At 41.1% G+C, this 1473-nt stretch carries 2 protein-coding genes; both read left to right on the forward strand.

Annotated elements, in window-relative coordinates; translation table 11 throughout:
* Nucleotides 1–37: 37 nt before the first annotated feature.
* Nucleotides 38–775 carry a DUF2341 domain-containing protein gene (locus tag MNV_RS04840; protein ID WP_096204244.1) on the forward strand — a complete coding sequence of 246 codons (738 nt, stop codon included), beginning with the start codon at nt 38–40 and terminating at the stop codon, nt 773–775.
* Between the two features lie 381 nt (nt 776–1156).
* Nucleotides 1157–1462 (forward strand): SDR family NAD(P)-dependent oxidoreductase, encoded by a 306-nt coding sequence (locus MNV_RS04845; protein WP_096204245.1) that lies wholly within the window; start codon nt 1157–1159, stop codon nt 1460–1462.
* The last annotated feature ends 11 nt before the right edge of the window (nt 1463–1473 follow it).

The following is a 1473-nucleotide window of genomic DNA, read 5'->3' on the forward strand; positions in this document are numbered from 1 at the left end:
AGATATTTATTTACTTGGAAATCCCTGAACTACATTACTGAACTACTGGATAGAATCGTACACGCCAGGGGGCAGTGCCGTGGTATGGGTTGAGGTTGATTCGATACCGGCAAGCCCAAACAACGCATATATTTATCTCTACTATGATAATCCATCGGCGACAAGTGCAAGTAATGGAATAGCAACCTTTGTCTTTTTCGATGATTTCGAGGATGGGGATTACACAAACAATCCTATTTGGACAGTTGAAACAGGGACATTCTCTGTGCAAAGTGAAACCCTGGATAGCAAGACAAGTAAACGTCTATACTCCAGTTCTCAGGGTTCTCGTATTAAATCTACATCCACATTAGCACAAAATGGAGCATGGGAATGGGATTATTACAATCAGGGCAGGGATGGGTATGGGAATGCTTTACAACAGGGACTTAATTATTTTAGTTATATTGATAATAATAACTGGGCTGGCGCTGGTGCTTACTATTCGTATCGATTTTTAGTTGTTGTCGGAGGTTCTGCGGTCATTAATTATGATGCTGGAAGCGGCACGATAGCAACTGGAATTTTGCGTTATAAGGTTACCAGATCTGGAAATACCTGGACTTTTTATGTAAATGATATTCAGAAATATCAGGGGACTGCGTCAGGTTTAACGTCTTCTGCTCTCACAAAATACTCTGTCTCTGCTTCTGGAGGGAACTCTGCAAGCTATCCGAACAGAATTGATAATCTTAGATATCGCAACTATATATCTCCAGAGCCAACCTGGGGATAGTGAGGTATAATTGATGCTCAGGTCTTATAGTGAAGTTCGGAAGTAACCGTAATATCCATGAGAAATAAAACCGCAGATACACGCAGATGAACGCAGATTTGTCTTCATATCTGCATTCATCTGCGGCTAATTTTTTGTAAATTACAGAAAATACAGGATAAGGCGATTCTGTAATGGCTTTACCGGGAACTACTATAAGGATAGGTTGCAGCTAAGGATTAAAGCAATCACAGAGTTCAGGAATTATATCAAATATCCTAAAGGCGTCTTAAGTTGAAGCCATCGAGTTCCTGGCTGCATTGCATTAGAAAGTAATTTGAGTTATTATGATGCTTCATATATTTGAGACGTCTCATAATAAAGCGATCAGGGAGTGACCGGATGAAACTTGAGAACAAGACCATAATTGTAACCGGAAGCGGAAGAGGTATCGGGGAATATATTGCGAAAAGACTGGCCGGGGAAGGCGCAAATATCGTTGTGACCGCCAGGACCGGAGAAGATATTGAAAAAACCTGTAACGAGATAAACGACGAAGGTGGAAATGCGATTTTTATCACAGGGGATGTTACCAGGGAGGATGACGTAAAGAAGGTAGTCAATAATACCATCAAAAAATTCGGGAAAGTCGATGTGCTGGTAAATAACGCGGGAGCAGGTCTGAGAAAATATTTGGCACCAGTATGATTTTGGGGCAC

Source organism: Candidatus Methanoperedens nitratireducens, assembly GCF_900196725.1.
In the GTDB taxonomy this organism is placed as follows: domain Archaea; phylum Halobacteriota; class Methanosarcinia; order Methanosarcinales; family Methanoperedenaceae; genus Methanoperedens; species Methanoperedens nitroreducens_A.

Excerpts from the sequence above, each read along its gene's own strand:
- MNV_RS04845 (WP_096204245.1), top strand. The coding sequence starts at position 1,157 with ATGAAACTTGAGAACAAGACCATAATTGTAACCGGAAGCGGAAGAGGT.